Below are 18,116 nucleotides of genomic sequence, written 5' to 3' on the forward strand. Positions count from 1 at the left end.
AACACACCATGACACAAACGATAGAACAGCTGCTGGGCATTCAGCCCGCCGCGCATAAGGCGAAACAAGCGAAGGCGGACATCAGTTTCAGTTTCCTGTTTTTTTCGGATGTTCGGAAAGATATTTCCGATGCGGAAAAATACGCGTTCATGCGGGACATAACGCTGTTTGCGGACAAGGAAGGTTTTGAGGCGGTTTATCTGCCGGAACGGCATTTTCATGAATTCGGCTCCATTTACGCCAACTCCGCGATTATGGCGGCGCATTTAATACCCCAGACGACACGCATCCGTTTCAGAACCGCCGGTATCTCGCTGCCGTTGCATCACCCGGCTGAAGTGGTCGAATGGTGGGCGATGAACGATGTGCTGTCGCAAGGCCGTGTCGACCTGGGCTTCGGCTCCGGCTGGAACAAGCCCGATTTTATCCTGTCGCCGGAAAACTACGAGAACCGGCGGCAAATATGCAGCGAAGCCATTCCGATCGTGCAAAAGCTGTGGCGCGGCGAAACCGTGCCGTTTGCCGGGCCCGGCGGCGAACAGATACCGATTGCGGTCTATCCCCGTCCGCTGCAACCGGAACTGAAGGTCTGGCTGCTGGTTACGCAGAATGATGAAGGCTTTATTCATGCGGGCAGGCAGGGCTATAACATTTTTACGATGCTGTACGGCAACAACCTGGATGCGATGCAAAAAAAGATTGCGTTGTACAGAAGCGCCCGGCAGGAGGCGGGGCTTGACCCGGAGCAAGGGGTTATCACATTAATGCTGCATACCTTGATGCTGGGGGACAGGGCGCAGGTGCAACAGGCCGTGGAAGCGCCTTTTAAGGATTACATAAAAAGTTCGCTGGATGCGCACCTGAAAGCGGCCGTCGATCAAAACGGCGGTACCCCGCTTAACGAGGCGGAAAAAGGCAAGATGCTGGAATACGCCTACCAGCGTTACTTTAAAACCGGCGCAATTTTCGGCACCGTCGAAGACGGCCGGGATATTGTCGATCAGGCGATAGCGGCCGGCGTCAATGAAATTGCCTGTCTGGTCGATTTTGGTGTGGACTATTCGGTGGTCAGGGAGTCCCTGACCTATCTTAAACGGTTGACGTCTAACTACTGCTGAGGCGTTTCTTTGAGACGGCAACTACATCGTGTGTTTTACAGGGGGATAAATAATGAAATCAACAAACAGGGAAAAGCTGGAACGGCAGGGTTATTGTATTGTTCGGAGCCTATTTGATCAGTCCATGATCGAAAAAATCGGCCAATGGTGCGATAAGGCGCTGGAGCATGTTTCTGAAAACCATCGCTCCCAGTTCAAGTCCCAGGGTTGTCTGGTCGATATATCGGACTATCCCGATTTTTCTGAAATCATCGGCCACGAGGCGTTGGCGGCGCTGTTTGACGAGCTGGATTTAGGCGGCCATGTGTTCAGCAGCGGTTCTATTATCAGCAAACCGCCCGCCAGTCCGCCTCTGTTCTGGCATCATGACTGGTGGGGCTGGGATGATCCGCTTTCCTATACCGACCGGATTCCCCAGGTCAACATGATGATTTATCTTTCCCCGACTTTGCCCGACAATGGCTGCCTTCGGGTTATACCCGGCAGTCATCATCAAAGGCACCCGATTCATGAAGTTCCAGCGGTATACGGTTCATCTCTGTCCAGAGTGGAGAACCTCGAGCACCCGCTTTATCAATCATGGGAAGGGGAGGTTGCAATCGAGGTTCAACCGGGCGACGTTGTCGTCAAGGATACGCGATTATTGCACAGCGCCTACGCCAATACATCGAATGAAAACAGAACTTTGTTAAGCCTCAATTTTAATCCCGATTTTCCTGCTCTGCCTGCCGGCATGCAGGCCAGAATAAAAAGTATTTTCATGCGGGAGAGGGAATTCGATGGGTGCAGTGTCCCGAATGATCTGCTTGTGGCTCAGTGGCCTGAACGGCAGAGGAAAAAAATAGAACATCTTTTCCCGGAATGTGCGGGAGATATTCGGCCGCTTAACTTCAACTTTAGTCCTGACCTGGATTTATTAAACGGAGCCGGGCATTCATAGGAACGTGCATAAAATAACGTGAGCCCGTTTTATTTTTAAACCATGAAGAGCATGAAGGACATGAAGGATTTAAATCTTCATGTCCTTCATGCTCTTCATGGTAACTGCTATACATGTTCTTAGGCAGATTCGTAGCTTAAGAGTTATCCGTTTGGCGAGTTTACCGATGAAAAATAACCAAGAAGCAAAACAGCCGCGATTTAATCCCGATGAATTGCGGTCGAAGTACCGCGAAGAACGGGATAAACGCCTGCGTCAGGAAGGTAACGAGCAATATATAAAAATAGACGGCCGGTACGCCCGTTTTCAGGAAGATCCTTATACGCCGGTTCAGGCGCGTGAACCGCTGCATGATGAAGTGGAGGTATTGATTGTCGGCGGCGGCTTTAGCGGCTTGTTGGCGGCGGCCCGGCTGAAGGAGGCGGGCATTGAGGATGTCCGCATTGTCGAGCGCGGCGGCGATTTTGGCGGTACGTGGTACTGGAATCGTTATCCGGGTGCGCAATGCGATATTGAATCCTATATTTACCTGCCGTTGCTTGAAGAAATCGGCTATATCCCCAAACAGAAATACAGCAATGCGCCGGAAATTTTTGCCCACTCCTGCGCCATTGCTGAACATTACCGGCTTTATGATAAGGCCTGTTTTCATACCTCAGTGACCGAGCTGCGCTGGAACGAGGCCTTATTACGCTGGATCGTCTCGACTGACCGTGGGGATAGCATGAAAGCGCGCTTTATCTGTCTCGCTGACGGTCCGCTCAGCCAGCCTAAATTGCCCGGTATAGCGGGTATTGAGACTTTTCAAGGCAAGATGTTTCATACCAGCCGCTGGGACTATGGCTATACGGGCGGCGATGCCTGCGGCAAGCTGGACAAACTGCATGATAAACGGGTCGGCATCATCGGAACGGGGGCCACCAGCATTCAGTGCATTCCCTATCTTGCAGCATCCGCCGGGCAATTGTATGTTTTCCAGCGCACGCCTTCTTCGGTCCTCGTGCGCGATAATAAAGCCACCGACTCTGAATGGGCGACAACGTTGAGTCCGGGCTGGCAGCAGGCGCGCATGCAAAATTTTAACCGGGTTACCTCCGGCATCGGCCAGGACGAGGACCAGGTTAATGACGGTTTGACTAACATCATGCGTAACTTAAGCAAGCTCCCCGAACATCTTTATCGGGAACAGCCGGCTGCGGAAGACATGGAAAAACTGTCCGAAATGCTTGATTTTGAACAGATGGAACAGGTCAGGGCGCGTATCGACAGTATCGTAACCGACCCCGAAACAGCCGCCGCGCTTAAACCGTGGTACCGCTTATTTTGCAAACGCCCCTGTTTTAATGACGAGTATCTTCAGGTTTTTAACCGTCCGAATGTCAAGCTGGTGGATACCCAGGGCAAAGGCGTGGCGCAACTTACCGAAACAGCGGCCATTGTCGGCGATCAGAGTTATGATCTGGATTGCCTGGTTTTCGCCACGGGTTTTGAGGTGGGAACCGCTTATCCCAGACGATCAGGCTTTGAAGTCTATGGGCGGGACGGTTTGACGCTGACCGAGAAATGGGCAGACGGCATGCGCACGCTGCATGGTCTTCAGACCCGTCATTTTCCGAATTGTTTTTTTCTGGGCATGACCCAAGGCGGGTATACCGCCAACTACACGCATATGCTCTATGAGCAAAGCGCCCATATCGCCTACATCCTCGGCGAGGTAAAAAAGCAAAACATGCAGGCCGTTGAAGTGAACCAAGAAGCGGAGGATCAATGGGTTGATGTCATCAACAGTTTTGCGGCCGCCGGTATGAAATATTATCAGGAATGCACCCCCGGTTATTACAATAACGAAGGCAAACCCGGCGAGGGTAAAACCGCCAAAATAGCCGGTTTTTATGGCGGCGGCTCGGAGGCGTTTTTCCAAATATTGGCAGATTGGCGGAAAAAGGGGGATATGGAAGGTGTTTGTTTAACCGGTGGGCAATCCTAGTTTTTTTCATCCGTATGCTGCAATGTGGCAGTGCTGCCCGCCATAATGCCGCCATCGAGCACCATTTCCGAGCCGGTTACATACCGGGACTCGTCGGAAGCCAGATATAAAACATTGTAGGCGACATCAAGCGGCGTTCCCATTTCGTTCAGCGGAATGCCCCTTTTGATAAAATTCAGCGTTTCCGCTCTTTGTTCCGGCGTGTCGCCCATGACACTGTCCCAGATAGGGGTATAGATCGCGCCTGGATGCAGCGAATTGCAGCGGATTTTATAGCCGTATTGGGCGCAATAAATCGCCACGCTTTTGGTTAAATTACGCACCGCGCCTTTGCTTGAGCAATAGGCCGCCGTTTGCGCCATGCCGACCATGCCGGAGCGTGACGACATATTAATGATGGAGCCTCCCTGCGCTTTCATTAATTGAATGCCGTATTTACAGCCTAAAAATACGCCGTCCATGTTGACGGCATGTATCGTATGCCAGTCTTCGAGCGACATGTGCTCGACATCCTGCGGTCGCTGGCCGAATTCTTCCTCGAAGCCGGAAATCCCGGCATTGTTAAACAGGATGTCCAAACGTCCATGCTGTTGGCGGATGACGTCGCAAACCGCCTGCCAATCCGCTTCACGGGAAACATCCAGATGGTAATAGCAGGCTTGGCTACCGATACTCTCCGCCACAGCCTGTCCCAGATCGTCAAGAATATCGACGATAATGACGAAAGCGCCTTCACTGGCCAGCAGTCTGGCCGTTCCGGCGCCAATCCCGCGGCTTCCGCCGGTAATGAGCGCAATTTTGTCTTTTACTCTCGACATTTACTTAGAGTCCTGAAATTGAGTGTGCAGTTGTGTTATTGGCTGGAAAGAGGAAGAACAATAAAAATCGTCAGTTGTATCGGGTTATGCAGGCGTGGCGGCATGCTTGACCGGCTCGACCTCATCCAGCGCAAAATAGCCGTTATAGCCTTGCATGTAGATGGCGGCGCGGTGTCCGAACAGGATCACAGCCTGGGTTTTGGTTGTCAGTATTTCGTCGTAGCCTTTTGCGTTAACCTGTGTGCCGATGGGGTATGACCGGTTCCAGTCGATTACCCGTTGTTGCGGCGTTTTTAAGTCTTGTTTTCTATCGGGCTGGGTAGTGGTTTGGTTGTCGGCGGATTTCGGCGCAGGGCTGGGTTGGCTGCTTTGCGCTACGGTATTCGGTTTGAACTGGCTTTTGATGCTTCTGATCAGTTTGCTCAGCACGTCGCCGGGGCCAAGCTCAAGAAACTCCATGTCGCCTTGTTGCAGCAGATAGTGCATGCTGTCCAGCCAGCGCACTGAGTGGGTCAATTGATCCGCCAGATTCCGGGCGATGCTGTCGGCTTGATAGGGCAGGGCGTGGATATTGGCAATGACCGGGATTTTCGGCGCAGCAAAAGTGAAACTGTCCAGAAACTGGCTGAATTCGTTCTGTACCGGTTGCATATAGCGGGAATGAAATGCGCCGCTGACATTCAGCGGGATAAACATGGCCTGTTCCTGTTCGAAATAGGTTTGCGCATTTTGAATATCCGCTTCCAGCCCGGATATGATGGTTTGGGTGGGGGCGTTATAGTTGGCGATGTCGATGGACGTGAGTCCGTTATCGGCTAATATGTCGCTGATTTTGTCTGAGGTCAGGCCGATGATCGCCGCCATCGCGCCTTTAGGCGCTGTACTCATCAGTTCGCCGCGTTTTTTGACCAGTTTAAGGCCGTCTTCAAAGCGGATTACACCGGCGCTTTCCAGCGCGTTATATTCACCGAGGCTGTGGCCTGCGACAAAGTCCGGGTGTTCGCCGTTGTCTTTTAGCTGCTGCCTGTAGGCGAGGGCGTTGACAACATAGAGTGCGGGCTGGGTGTATTGTGTCCGGCCCAGTTGCCGGTTCGGGTCTTGAAGGCAAAGCTCCTTGATGGAATAGCCCAGAATTGCATCCGCTGTTGCAGTCATGTCAGGGAATGTATCGAACAGGTTTTCGCCCATACCGATATGTTGCGAGCCTTGGCCGGGAAACAGGTAAGTTTTCATTTTTTTATGTGACCATTAATTGGGGTAACAAGCAGGTGCAGCGTTTAATCGAGTATAACAATTAATTCTGAATCTAACTATAGGTTGTCGCCGTGCCTGCGATTTGCGTACACTGTCGTTATTTCCGGTTTGCCAGGGATGAGTAGAGTCATCGTTGCGCCATTGGATGTCTGAAACAGGTGATAAATGACTGAGGATACTCGAACTGAACAATTAAAGCCTATCGTCTGGATGTTTTCCGGGCAAGGCGCCCAGTATTTCCAGATGGGTAGCGCGCTTTATAACACGAACGAGGCGTTCAGGTTCTGGATGGACAGGCTGGATCAGCTTGCCGCCAATTATGTCGGGCAGTCGATCGTTGAAATGCTGTATGACGAAAAGCAGTCTCTAAGCCAGCCTTTTGAACAGATCTTGTATACGCACCCGGCGCTTTTTATGGTGCAGTACTCGCTGGCTCAAACGCTTCTGGCCGAGAATTTGCCGGCACCGGATTATCTGTTCGGCGCGAGTCTGGGCGAGTTTGTGGCGGCTGCGTTGGCGGATGTCGCCGATGTCGAGGTCATGCTGTTTGATATTATCAAGCAGGCCCGGTTATTCGATTCGCATTGCAGCGGCGGCGCGATGCTGGCCGTTATCGATGATGTCGATACTTTTCAAACCAACCCTGCGTTTTCAGACGGTTGCGAACTGGCCGGGGTTAATTTTGACAGGTGTTTTGTCGTGTCCGGGTTCAGAAGCAAAATCCTGCAAATTGCAGGGCAACTCAGGCGGCAGGATATTCCTCATCAGCTTTTGCCGGTTTCCGTGGCTTTTCATTCATCGTTGGTAGAGGCGGCTAAGGATACCTTTAGCACGATGTTTGCGGGCAGCGTTTATCGTTCCGCCAAAATACCGGTTGTTTCCTGTGCTGCGTCAACGGGCGGAGATGAAGTGGAGGAAAGGTTTTCGCCGGCGTACTGGTGGCGTGTGATACGGCAACCGATTGAATTTAGGCAGGCGTTGGCTGAATTCCAGCGCAACAATCCGCAGGCGGTTTATCTGGATATAGGGCCGTCCGGGAATATGGCGACGTTTACAAAATACAACCTGCCGGCAAGCCTACATAACCGGGTTATGCCGATTATGACGCCGTTTGGTAATGACAATGAAAATATCAAGGCGATTCGGGGGAGATTGCCGATGCTGGCCTGATCCGGCGTCTATTGTTTATTCGCGTCAGCCTTGTCGGATTTATCCGCTTTATCCGCCGGCCCGGCAGTATAGTCGCTGCCCAGTATGATCGGCAGGCCGCTTTTACCGGAGCCGATGACAACGACTTTGGAGTTATTTGATTTTGCCAGCTCGACCGTTGCATTGATGCCTTGCCAAGTCAGGTATTTTTGGGATATGCCGTCGGTAATGGTGCTCTGGAAGTCGCGGATGCCTTCGGCTTCAATCTTTTTGCGCAGCTTTTCCTTTTCTTCGGCCAGCAGCCTGAATTCATAGGCTAACGCGACCTGTTTGGCCTGTTCTTTCTGTTCAATCGAATTACGCACGGTTTCAGGAAGCGTGATGTCGCGAATTAAAATTTCATCAACGAAGATATAGTGGCCGGCTGATTCATTTGTGTTTGAGGTGCCGAGTCCGTTTTTGATGCTTTGTTGAATTTGCTCTTCGATCAATGTTCGCTTCACGGAGTAGAGTTCTTCCGGTTCATATTGACCGATAACGTTACGCACATGGCTGCCCATTTCCGGTATCAACAATATATTGATATAGTCCGGGCCGATATATCGGTGCAGTTCGGGCAGATAGTTTTCTAAGGGGCGAAAACGAATGGATGCTTCAACCAGGACGCTAAGGCCGTTTTTGCTGATGGTGTTGAACACAACGGTTTCCCTTTGTTGTCGTGTGTCATAGATTGTCATTTTGTCCCACGGGAAGATCAGCGTCGTGCCTTCCCCGTAGCTGCGCTCCATTTCTGTGCCGCCGAAAAAACGGCGCCACAGAACGCCTTTATATCCTGAATCGATGCTGATCAGCATCATGGGCAGGGCGGATAGAAACAGCAGTGCGGCTAAGAGCAGCGCGATTGCTATTTCAAGACGATGAGTTTCAAGCCAGTTAGTTATTTTGTTAAACATGGTTTATTTTTTCCTGGAATGGGTTACTTCGGCGATCAAGCCTTCTTCCATATGGAAGTGCCGGTCGCAGCAGTCGAAGTATTTTTCATCGTGAGTAACGGCAATAATGGTTTTACCGTTAGCTTTTAGTTCGGGCAGGATTTCATGGTAAAAAATCTTGCGAAATTGGGGATCCTGGTCCGCGGCCCATTCGTCAAAAACCATCACCGGTCTGTCTTCGAGTATCGAAATGATCAGCGCCAGACGCTTTTTCTGTCCGGTGGACAGGTTAAGGGTGTCGAACTCGCCATTGATCAAGCCGGTTTTTTCTTTTAAGCCCATGCGCTTGAGCAAGTCATCGACGCGCTGTTGATCGATTTCATGAATACCGTAGGTGCGTGAGAACAGGTGGTAATCGGCAAGAATCGCGGTAAACATGTTGCGGTAGGCGAAGATGTTGGCTGCCGAGATCAGCGTATCGTTAAGGCGTATTTGTCCGTCGCAGGGTTGATACAGTCCGAGCAAAAGTTTGATCAGCGTGGATTTGCCGGAGCCGTTGCCGCCGGTAAGGAACAGGATTTCATTATGCCGGACGTGTAAATCGATCGGACCGGTTGAAAAATTGACAGCGTCGAACTCGTCGCGATATTGATGACGGATTTTTTGTAGCGACAGCTTTTCAAATGCAGGGAACAGGACGCAGTCTTTTTTTAACAGCTCCTGATGCTTGTCCAGTAATGCTTCCGTCTTGAAAATCAACGATAAGGATTTTTCTGCATTGGTAAAAGTCGGCATCCAGGCGAAAACATTGCTTACCGGCCCCATTAAAAACAGTCCGGCGGTGACGATCTTAATAACCGTGTCAGGGTAGGCGGCAATGCTCAGTTGGGGAACCAGGAAAACCAGTACCGCCATTAAAAAATAAAACGAACTCTGTATAGCGATAAAGTTGATCGCCATATCCAGATTGGCGCGAATCCGGTTGTCCTTGGCCCGTCCGGCCAGAACACCGGCGGAACGGAGCAAGTCCTGTTCGCGGTCGTGGTTCAGCTTTATTTCCTTAAAACCTTCGAGTAAGTCGGATAGCGAATAGTAGACGTTTTGCTCGCTTGCAATCGCAATATCAAGAACTTTATTGGTTTTCTGGCTTCTTTTGTAAGACATCCAGGCGGCGATCAGAATAAATACTAAAGTCAGGCAAAATGCCGCCAGTGAGAGATAGGCCAGATACAGCGTGGTAAATGTGATGATGACCAGGCTTTGTAGCGAGACAATAATCGGCAATGAAGACAGCGACAGGGTATAGGTGTGCTGGTTAATGGCGGTATACAGTTCCGCCTGGCCTATTTTTTCAAGGTTTTCAAAATTACAGCCGGAGATTTTATTAAAGATCCGAATGCGGATAGCCTCTATCAGGCTTTCGCCAAGCTCTGTTCCCGTCCGCCACACATACTTTTGGGAGAGTATGTAAATGAGCAGGCAAACCGCAAAAAAAGCCACGCCTATCAGTCTGAATTCACTGTTCGATGCGTGTTCTGCAGAGGTGTTGAGGATTGCCAGAAGTAAAACGTTGCTTAGTCCGGCCAGGATTGAATAAAACGCGATTTTCCCCTTTGGGGCATCGGTTTCATTCAGAAAAGTATGAACTAGATTCACTGGGTTGAAGTTTGTATTTTGCTGTCCGGTAAAGATTTATTTCGATTGTGAATGTTCGGCCTTAAAAGTCGAAAGCAAAATAAGCAGAATAATTCCGACGACCGGGGACAGGAAGAAAGAAAGCAGAAACAGGCCGTTAAAACCTAACGGCTGTTTCCTTCCGGCCAGGCCGATAACCATGCATAAAAGCAGGTACATTAAAAAATAAAAAAATGGCATCTTTGGGTCTCGTTATTAAACGACAACGCTCCTGAAAGGTTTTGAATGCAACTAGGATTTATGTCGCCGCTGGATCGGCTTTTTTCTTGCCTTCGTCAAAAGCAGCTTTGAAATCATCTATTTTAGCTTTGGGGTCAAAATTAGACAGGTCGCCGCCATTTTTCAGGTGATTGACCATGACTTTGCCAACGGCATAGGCGGATGCTGCTGCAAGCATGGGCATGCTCAACGACGCCAGCACAGAACCAATGCCCGGTACTACCTTGAACAGTGTGACGGCAGTTGCTCCGACCAGCAGTTGAGGCGAAAGGCTGCCGATCAGAATGGTGAGAATTGAGCGGGTTTTCGATTCGGAAAAAGGTTTCTCGTAGATATCCAACAACTCATTGACCATTTTTATTTCAATGGCTGCAATGGCCGCCACGTCCCAGAAAGGGAATGGAATAGCCCCGGATCCTGCCGCCCAGCCGGTGTATTTGCTGATAACAAGATTGGCGGCCTTCTCGCGGGAAGTTTCGGTGTCTTCAGATTGTACTGCGTTTGATTCGGCTGGTTGTTTAGTTGTCACGATAGTGTCTCCTTGTTTGTTATTGTTTCGCAGAGACTAGCATAATGATTGTGCGGCATCAAGGTTGTTTTTGGTGTAGTCGAATTTATTGTTTTAAAATTTTTTCCCGATTGACCTGCAATCAAAAACCAGATAAATGTAGTGCCATGATTACAGTTGAAAAATTAGGTTCCGAGCAATTTAAACAGGATTACGGTCTGCGTTATGCCTATGTGGCGGGTGCAATGGCCAAAGCTATTGCTTCCAAAGAGCTGGTGATTCGCATGGGCCAGGCCGGTTATCTCGGTTTTTACGGTACCGGCGGCATGTCGTTGCAAGTGGTTGAAGCGGCAATTGCGCATATCCAGCAGGTTTTGTGTCGCGGAGAGGCCTACGGAATGAATTTGTTATCCGACCTGTCCCGGCCGAAACAGGAAATGGATACGGTGGATCTGTTTCTGCGTTACGGCGTACATAATATCGAAGCATCCGCCTATATGCAGATTACGCCGGCGCTGGTCAAGTATAGGTTGAAGGGGGTAAGTACTGACGCTCAGGGATGTTTGATTGTCCCGAACAGGGTGATCGCCAAAGTTTCACGGCCCGAGGTGGCGCAGCTTTTTCTGGCTCCGGCGCCGGAACAGATCGTCAGTCGTCTGCTCGAAGAAGGCCGGATTTCGGAACAGGAGGCGGCCTTATCCGGGCGGTTGCCGGTCGCTTCGGATGTCTGCGTGGAATCGGATTCCGGTGGACATACCGATATGGGCGTTGCCTCGGTTCTACTGCCGACCATTATCCGTTTGCGGGACGGTCTGCAACAACAATATCAGTATCGGAAACCGGTGAGGGTAGGTGCTGCCGGAGGCATCGGTACCCCTGAGTCGGCCGCATGCGCGTTTATGTTGGGCGCTGATTTTATTGTCACCGGCTCGATTAACCAGTGCACCGTGGAGGCAGGAACCAGCGATAGGGTCAAGGACATGCTTCAAGGGATAAACATTCAGGATACCGCTTATGCTCCGGCCGGAGACATGTTTGAACTGGGCGCAAAGATTCAGGTGATGAAGAAAGGCGTTTTTTTTCCTGCCAGGGCCAATAAGCTTTACGATCTTTGGCGAAATTACGGTTCGCTGGATCTTATCGACGCCCCGGTCCGTAAGGAAATACAGGATAAATACTTCAGGCGCAGTTTTGACGAGGTGTATCAGGAAACAAAAGGCTATTACCAGCAGCAGTTTCCCGAAGAAATTGAAAAAGCGGAACGCAGCCCAAAGGTTATGATGGCGTTGATTTTTCGCTGGTACTTTGTCCACACCATGCGTCTTGCCCTGGAAGGCGGCAGCGAACAGCGTGTGGATTATCAGGTGCACACCGGCCCGGCTCTGGGCGCATTTAACCAATGGGTTCAGGGTACATCGCTTGAGGATTGGCGGAATCGTCATGTCGATGCCATTGGCGAACACCTGATGCAGGCGTCTGCCGACTATATGAACCGGCGGTTACAGATATTTTTGTAGCGTTTATCCCATTATGTTGTGCCATGCCTGCGGAATTTTCAGACATGGGTCGCCGGTGTTTAAGCCCTGAGTTTTAGCTTTTCCTGTTGCGGAATTTTGCTTAAATCCACGCTGTCTTGATAAAGCTGAATGCTGCCGGTTTGCGTGTCGATCAGATACTTGTTGAATTGGCTGCCGTGCAAGGTCTTTTTCAATTGAATTTTGGCGTCGTAGATCGGGAGCAACCGGATCATATAGATTTCCCGGTTATAGTCGGGGTTACGCCAAGTCTCGGCGGCATGGAAGGTTTTGTTGTTAAATAAAACAACTTGGCCTGCTTGCCAGTCATTTTTTATAAACTTGTCGGCATAATAATCTCTGACAAAGTTTGTACTGATTTTGTAATTCTCCATTAATGCCTTATAGGGTGCGCCATTGATAAAATTCTTCATTGCCGTGGCGTCGATTTTATCGCTGTCGATATAGCCGTTTTCATCAAGATAGGCCGGGATATTTAAAAATGCATCCTCGAATAACCTCAATAGCACATTTCCCGGAACTTTTAATTTGCATTTGGACTCCGGCAGAATGGCTAAGCGACCGCCGTTATCTTCGTTAACGTCAATAAGCGGGATGTATACCGTTATATCGTTCTCGGTTTCATAAAAGTGATGAAAATTCGGTATGTCGGAATGGATGTCTATGAATGACCGATGATTATGGTCGTTACCCAGGTAAATATCGTAGGACGCGACAATAAACCGGGTCTTAAAAAAACGTTGGCAATTCTGCTGCAATAAATGCGAACACACCTTTTCAATAAAGGTTTGCTCAAGATGAATGGCTTTGTTGTAGGACTTACTGTACAGCTTTGTGACCATCTTGTTGGCCAGTCCGGGGAGCAGGGAGAACAAAGAACCGGTGATTTTTCCTTCAAGATAAGCTTGGTGTTCGTTTTTAGTGAAATACTGAGGATAGTCGTTGCGGACTTCAGCGACATTTTTATAATGATTTTTCATGTCCTCAAGCAGCCCGTCGGGCAGGGAAACACCGGTGTCAATGAAACCGTTGGTAAAGTATTCATTAAAATATTGCGTATTCAGAATGCTTTGCATATTTATCTCCTTGTTTATCGTGGCGTCATGCCGGTATTATGCATCAACGCTTTTATATATGGCTAGGGTTTCGGTTTATGTCGTTCAGCGCAGCTTGACTTTGTTCGGTGTAGTTGTGAGTATGTCAGCGTTTTACCGAATATCAAATAAAATTAATACGGCTTATTAAAAATAAATCAGCCGTTGTTTTCCAACCAGGCTTTTAATAATGACCGCAAATCAAACCGACCTGAAAGAACTGCTAAAAAAACGATTATTCGACAGTATTTCCGCACAGATAGATTTGATCGGTTATGTGCCGGATGATATAACCAAGCTGGTTAAAGATTTCACATTTGAAACGAAACATGCTGATCGGGCATCAAATGATGTGGAACTTGAGGCCGGATTATTTGAAAATGGAGCAATCGTTGCTAGCAATCAGCCCGATAAGGAAAAACTTGCCGAACTGGTTAATGGTCATTATGACCAAGTATTTTATGATTGCGACGGGATGATGGGGCGTCTTTATCAAGATACCCAATATAGAAACATAGGATACTGGGACGAGGCCACTCTTTCCCAGGACCAAGCATCTGAAAGATTACAGGATGCTTTGCTCGATTTTATACCTGAAAAATCAGGGCGAATACTCGACGTGGCTTGCGGAATGGGGGCTTCAACGCGCCGTTTGCTGAATCATTACCCGGCTGAGAATATTTGGGCGATCAATATATCGGAAAAACAGATTGAATCAACCCGAAGCAATGCACCCGGTTGCAATGCTCAGGTTATGAATGCCGTTGACATGGGATTTGATAATGATTTTTTTGACAGTATTTTGTGTATTGAGGCTGCAATGCACTTCGAAACCCGGCAGAAATTTCTTGAAGAGTCTTTTCGCGTGTTAAAACCAGGTGGTTATCTGGTTTTGTCGGATATTCTTTTGACCTCTAGAGCAAGATTGGCACAGCTCCCTATGTACCATGGTCCTGAGAATCATATTGAAACTGTCGAAAAATATTATGAGTTACTTTCGGATGCCGGATTTAGCTCTATCGTTATTATTGATAAGAGCAAAGATGTCTGGGGGGCTCATTTTTTGCGGGCAGTTAACAGGATTCATGAAAAATTTTATTCAGGTGACATTGGTATTATCGAGTTAACTGAAACATTGTGGAATTATTACAACGCAAACGCTGTAATGGGTGCTTGTTTGTTTATTAGTGCGCAAAAATAATTTAGATTATTTCATTGTTTTGTAATATTCGATAGCGGGCGATTTTAACTATATTTTGAATAGAGAAATAGGCAATTCACTAGCATTACTGAGTGTTGTGCTGGAAACAATAATTTTTTGGTTTTGACAATCTGTTTTATAAGTAATTAACAAAGGATGAACGATGACTGATCAGTATGACTTGAAAGAGCTGCTAAAAAAACGATTATTCGACAGTATTTCCGCGCAGATCGATTTGATCGGCTATGTGCCGGATGATATAGCCAAGCTGGTCAAGAATTTTACATTTGAGACGGAAGTCGTCGGTCAGTCGCCTGATGATGTCGAGTTTGCACGCCGCAAGGATGCCGATCCGAGTTTAGCCGAAAGCAGTTGCGACAAGGACAGCCTGGCGAGTCAGATTAATAATTATTATGACCAGGCGTTTTACAGCCGCGACGGCATCATGGGTATTTTGCTTGGCGGAACCGAGTATAGGAATATCGGTTACTGGGATGAAACGACGACCACGCAGAACAGCGCGTCCGAGCGGCTGCAAGACGCCTTGCTTGATTTTATACCGGAAAAATCAGGGCGCATACTGGATGTGGCTTGCGGTATGGGGGCGTCAACGCGTCGTTTGTTGAATCATTATCCGGCCGAGAATGTCTGGGCGATCAATATATCGGAAAAACAGCTGGAATCAGTTCGAAAGAATGCGCCGGGATGCAATGCCCAGGTTATGAATGCAGTTGACATGAAGTTTGACGATAATTTTTTCGACAATATTCTGTGCATCGAAGCGGCATTTCATTTTGAAACCCGAAGGAAATTTCTTGAAGATGCGTATCGGATTCTCAAGCCCGGAGGGCGCCTGGTTTTATCCGATACGCTGTTCACATCCAGGGAAAGACTGGTGCAGCACGCTGTGTTTCCAAGTCCTGAAAATCATATAGAAACGGTAGATGAATACCGGGAGCTGTTATCCGAGGTCGGTTTTAGCAATATTATCATCAATGATGTCAGCAGAGAGGTTTGGGGCGCGCATTTCCTGCATACCGTAAACAAGATTCACGAAGAGTTTTATAACGGCAATCTGAATATTGTCCAGCTGACTGAAATCTTGTGGACTTATTATCACTTGAACTCAATCACCGGGCTGTGCCTTTTTGTCAGCGCACAAAAATGATGATTGAGCTTCATTGTTCCCGGTAATCAGCCTGCTTTCATAATTCCAATTTGGCCTCGGCAGGAATTTGGCTGAGGTCAATCTGATGATCGTAGCGGTGGATTTCTCCCTTTTCGGTATCCAGCAGGAAGTTGTTGAACAGATTGCCGTGAAGGTTTCTTTTTAATTTGATATTGACGTCGTATATCGGGAACATCCTGACGACATAGACTTCCCGGTCTATCTGCTCGTTCTTCCAGCGTTCGGCGGCATGGAAATTTTTGTTGTTCCACAGCAGCACCTTGCCTTTGGTTTCGGTAGTCATTAGAAAGTCGTCGGCGTAGTGGCTTTTAGCCAGACCGATAACGCTTTTATACAGATTCATCAGATCCTGATGCGGCTTGCTCCTGACAAAAGCGGCAGTGGCTGCGGGGCTGATTTTGTCAGGGTCTACATAGCCGTCTTCGTCCAGGTTGCTGCTGTCTACTGAAAAATACTGGTATAGGAATTTCAGCAATATGTTGCCGGGAACTTTTAATTTGCTTTCCGGCAGCACCTGAATCCGGCCGCCGTTTTCATCATCGAGATCGACCAGGGGTATGTATATGGTAATGTCATTTTCGGTTTCATAAAAATGATGGAAGTTGGGAAAGTCGGTATGTATGCCGGCTGCTGAACGCAGATAGTCGTTACGCAGGTACATATCGTAAGAAGCGACTATGTAACGGGTTTTAAAGAATCGCTGAAAGTCGTTTTCCAACAGGTATTTTAAAACTTTTTCTATATAAGCCTGCTCACCGTAGACGGCTTTTCTATAGGTCTTGTCATAAAGTTTTTTCACCATTTTTTTGGCGATATTGGGGAAGGTATTAAAAAAAAGGCCTAATGCCCGGCCTTCCATATAGACCTGATGCTCGTTATTAACGAAAAATTTCGGAAAGTCGTTATGGCCTTCCGCTTTTGTTAGATAGTGTTGCTTGATTTCATCCACCAGTTCATCGGGTAACGATAAGTTTGTTTCCACGAATCCGCTGGAATAGTATTCGTTAAAATAATTTTCTTTCAGAATATTGTGCATTGCCACGACCTCCCAATAAATACCATTTTTCGGTTAAGTTTTTTTTGCATTATAGGCATCAGACAGATTGAAATCCATTTTTCATTATTTTAATGCGCTGTCAGTATTAAACTATTTTGGAATCCTTGAATGGTTGACGAAAATAACACAAAACTATTCCCTGAAAAGGCTTCGCCAAATACCCCGGTTTGGCATGCTGGTTGATAAAATCTTGGTAATGCAGCGCGCCCGATTGATAGGGCGGATCGCCGCCTATAAAATTGGATAGTTTTCATTGGCTATTAGCGGCAGTCGGCAGTCGATATAAAAGTAGTCTTTAGCAATAAGGGCCTTTATAATCGGGCAAAGCCGGTTTTATATGCAGTTTTTGATATGACGTTGTGATTTGATCTGTCCAGATTAAACGAAAGAAAATGCAAAGCTGAATACGTGCGCATGCCGGCTTGATAATTTATGCCAAATAACAGATTAGGAGATGTTCACAATGCTAGGTTCAGAGTCGGAACAAGTCGCCACCCTGTATGATTCACCGGAAGGTCAATTGGGACCGATATTGTTTGGTGGGCATTTGCACTGGGGCTATTGGGATGAAAACAATGCCGATGACAATTTTGCCGCCGCTGCGGACAAGCTGGCGCAGATAATGATCGACAAGACGCAAATACGGGAAGGGCAACGGTTTATCGATCTTGGTTGCGGGGTAGGGCAACCGGCGATGAAATTAGCCAAGGCCAAAGGCTGTTCGGTAGACGGCATCACCATCAGCAAGTTCCAACAACAGAGCGCAACGTCCAGAGCCCAGGCCGAAGGCATGCAGGACAAACTCCGGTTTATTCACGGCAGCGCTCTGGACATACCCAACGAAGATCAGGCCTATGACGGCGGCTGGTTTTTTGAGTCTATTTTTCACATGGGGCACCGGGACGCCCTGCTTGAAGCCAACCGGGTGTTGAAGCCCGGCGCGACGTTGGTGTTGACTGATCTGCCGACCCTGCCGACCACGACTGAAGAGTTCAAAGCCTTTGTTCAGCAACATATCCACTCCAGCTTTATTGCTAAAGAAGACTATCCCGCCTTGATGGCGGAAACAGGATTCGAGTTGGTAGGGATCGATGATATTACGGAAAACGTGATGCCCTGGCTGGTTCCCAAACTCAAGGAAACCCTTGCCGAGCATAAGCAGGAAATTACAGAGCTGTTTAACGACGCTGCCGACAAAGCAATCGATGACTGGGTTTACCTGTTTGAATATATGAGTGAAAACCTGGGGTACATGGTGGTTACTGCAAGGAAGTTATAGTAAATGCTGAATAAATCCATCCCGGATTTTTCAGTGGCGGTGCGTCCTTGCACTGCGGGAATGGCTGGTTCAAGCAGTCGTTTCTTATAACCAATGGTTATGCAAATTTAGGCTGGCATCTGATTGGATGGAGCTTGGGGC

General features: G+C 48.3%; 15 protein-coding genes. 8 read left to right on the plus strand and 7 right to left on the minus strand.

Annotated features, from left to right (window positions below; translation table 11 throughout):
• Window positions 1–8 precede the first annotated feature (8 nt).
• The 3 genes from B0F88_RS16605 to B0F88_RS16615 all read left to right on the plus strand — a co-directional run bounded on the left by B0F88_RS16605 (window position 9) and on the right by B0F88_RS16615 (window position 4,045).
• On the plus strand, window positions 9–1,118 hold the full coding sequence (locus tag B0F88_RS16605) for a MupA/Atu3671 family FMN-dependent luciferase-like monooxygenase (RefSeq protein WP_104425061.1): 1,110 nt from the start codon (window positions 9–11) through the stop codon (window positions 1,116–1,118).
• Window positions 1,119–1,170: 52 nt separating this feature from the next.
• A complete protein-coding gene (locus B0F88_RS16610; protein ID WP_104425062.1) occupies window positions 1,171–2,058 on the plus strand; it encodes a phytanoyl-CoA dioxygenase family protein in 888 nt (295 codons plus the stop codon).
• A 166-nt stretch (window positions 2,059–2,224) separates the two neighbouring features.
• Window positions 2,225–4,045: a flavin-containing monooxygenase gene (locus tag B0F88_RS16615; protein WP_104425063.1), complete on the plus strand. Its 1,821-nt coding sequence runs from the start codon at window positions 2,225–2,227 to the stop codon at window positions 4,043–4,045.
• Here the strand turns inward: B0F88_RS16615 and B0F88_RS16620 are convergent.
• Both B0F88_RS16620 and fabD read right to left on the minus strand, forming a co-directional pair.
• Window positions 4,042–4,863, minus strand: a complete 822-nt coding sequence (locus tag B0F88_RS16620; RefSeq protein ID WP_104425064.1) for an SDR family oxidoreductase — start codon at window positions 4,861–4,863, stop codon at window positions 4,042–4,044. The genes B0F88_RS16615 and B0F88_RS16620 overlap by 4 nt on opposite strands.
• Before the next feature lie 84 nt (window positions 4,864–4,947).
• Complete coding sequence (fabD, locus tag B0F88_RS16625; RefSeq protein ID WP_104425065.1) at window positions 4,948–6,096, minus strand: ACP S-malonyltransferase; 1,149 nt, start codon at window positions 6,094–6,096, stop codon at window positions 4,948–4,950.
• A gap of 186 nt (window positions 6,097–6,282) precedes the next feature.
• Between fabD and B0F88_RS16630 the strand changes: the two genes are divergently transcribed.
• Entirely contained in the window at window positions 6,283–7,287 is a 1,005-nt protein-coding gene (locus B0F88_RS16630) for an acyltransferase domain-containing protein (protein ID WP_104425066.1), read from the plus strand.
• Between the two features lie 8 nt (window positions 7,288–7,295).
• Here B0F88_RS16630 and B0F88_RS16635 read toward each other — a convergent pair whose 3' ends face one another.
• From B0F88_RS16635 to B0F88_RS16650, 3 genes are all read right to left on the minus strand, one after another.
• Window positions 7,296–8,219 carry a prohibitin family protein gene (locus B0F88_RS16635; protein WP_104425067.1) on the minus strand — a complete coding sequence of 308 codons (924 nt, stop codon included), beginning with the start codon at window positions 8,217–8,219 and terminating at the stop codon, window positions 7,296–7,298.
• Window positions 8,220–8,222: 3 nt separating this feature from the next.
• Complete coding sequence (locus B0F88_RS16640; RefSeq protein ID WP_181049937.1) at window positions 8,223–9,854, minus strand: cyclic peptide export ABC transporter; 1,632 nt, start codon at window positions 9,852–9,854, stop codon at window positions 8,223–8,225.
• A 277-nt stretch (window positions 9,855–10,131) separates the two neighbouring features.
• A complete protein-coding gene (locus tag B0F88_RS16650; RefSeq protein WP_181049938.1) occupies window positions 10,132–10,641 on the minus strand; it encodes a YcjF family protein in 510 nt (169 codons plus the stop codon).
• A gap of 146 nt (window positions 10,642–10,787) precedes the next feature.
• Here B0F88_RS16650 and B0F88_RS16655 point away from each other — a divergent pair, with 146 nt between their 5' ends.
• Entirely contained in the window at window positions 10,788–12,137 is a 1,350-nt protein-coding gene (locus tag B0F88_RS16655; protein WP_104425071.1) for a PfaD family polyunsaturated fatty acid/polyketide biosynthesis protein, read from the plus strand.
• Between the two features lie 59 nt (window positions 12,138–12,196).
• On the opposite strand, the gene B0F88_RS16660 is transcribed toward B0F88_RS16655, so the two are convergent.
• Complete coding sequence (locus B0F88_RS16660; protein ID WP_104425072.1) at window positions 12,197–13,231, minus strand: phytanoyl-CoA dioxygenase family protein; 1,035 nt, start codon at window positions 13,229–13,231, stop codon at window positions 12,197–12,199.
• Between the two features lie 208 nt (window positions 13,232–13,439).
• Between B0F88_RS16660 and B0F88_RS16665 the strand changes: the two genes are divergently transcribed.
• Window positions 13,440–14,450 carry a class I SAM-dependent methyltransferase gene (locus B0F88_RS16665; protein WP_104425073.1) on the plus strand — a complete coding sequence of 337 codons (1,011 nt, stop codon included), beginning with the start codon at window positions 13,440–13,442 and terminating at the stop codon, window positions 14,448–14,450.
• Between the two features lie 163 nt (window positions 14,451–14,613).
• Window positions 14,614–15,618 carry a class I SAM-dependent methyltransferase gene (locus B0F88_RS16670; protein ID WP_104425074.1) on the plus strand — a complete coding sequence of 335 codons (1,005 nt, stop codon included), beginning with the start codon at window positions 14,614–14,616 and terminating at the stop codon, window positions 15,616–15,618.
• 37 nt (window positions 15,619–15,655) lie between these two features.
• Here B0F88_RS16670 and B0F88_RS16675 read toward each other — a convergent pair whose 3' ends face one another.
• Window positions 15,656–16,675: a hypothetical protein gene (locus B0F88_RS16675; RefSeq protein ID WP_104425075.1), complete on the minus strand. Its 1,020-nt coding sequence runs from the start codon at window positions 16,673–16,675 to the stop codon at window positions 15,656–15,658.
• 484 nt (window positions 16,676–17,159) lie between these two features.
• Here B0F88_RS16675 and B0F88_RS16680 point away from each other — a divergent pair, with 484 nt between their 5' ends.
• A complete protein-coding gene (locus B0F88_RS16680) occupies window positions 17,160–17,975 on the plus strand; it encodes an SAM-dependent methyltransferase (protein WP_104425076.1) in 816 nt (271 codons plus the stop codon).
• Window positions 17,976–18,116 lie beyond the last annotated feature (141 nt).

Origin of the sequence: Methylobacter tundripaludum, assembly GCF_002934365.1 — a bacterium.
In the GTDB taxonomy this organism is placed as follows: Bacteria; Pseudomonadota; Gammaproteobacteria; order Methylococcales; family Methylomonadaceae; genus Methylobacter_A; species Methylobacter_A tundripaludum_A.